We start from the raw sequence: 235 nt of genomic DNA, 5'->3' as shown, positions 1-235 counted from the left end.
AACGTTGTAACAGCTACCTCTGATTATAAGAAGCTAAGCCGGAATCCTTTTGGAGGAAGTCAGACTCCTTTAAATGAGAGAATTGGTTACAGCAATGATGGGGAAGTGCTTTGGTACAGCGGATTTGGTCAGGTCGAATTCACTAAAGATAATCTATCTGCTTTCGTACAAGGATCAGTTTCGAATCAAGGATATCAAAGAATTGACGAATTTGTTCAAGATGGTGTTACAGTAC

1 protein-coding gene is annotated in these 235 nt (G+C 39.6%); it reads left to right on the top strand.

Going from position 1 to position 235, the window contains the following annotated elements:
* A partial coding sequence (locus ACPYOJ_RS36870) for a hypothetical protein (protein ID WP_481420614.1) occupies positions 1–235 on the top strand: 235 nt, incomplete at both ends.

The sequence above is a fragment of the Rhizobium sp. SVR5-9E genome (genome assembly GCF_056755095.1).
This window is presented reverse-complemented; position numbering and strand designations above follow the sequence as displayed.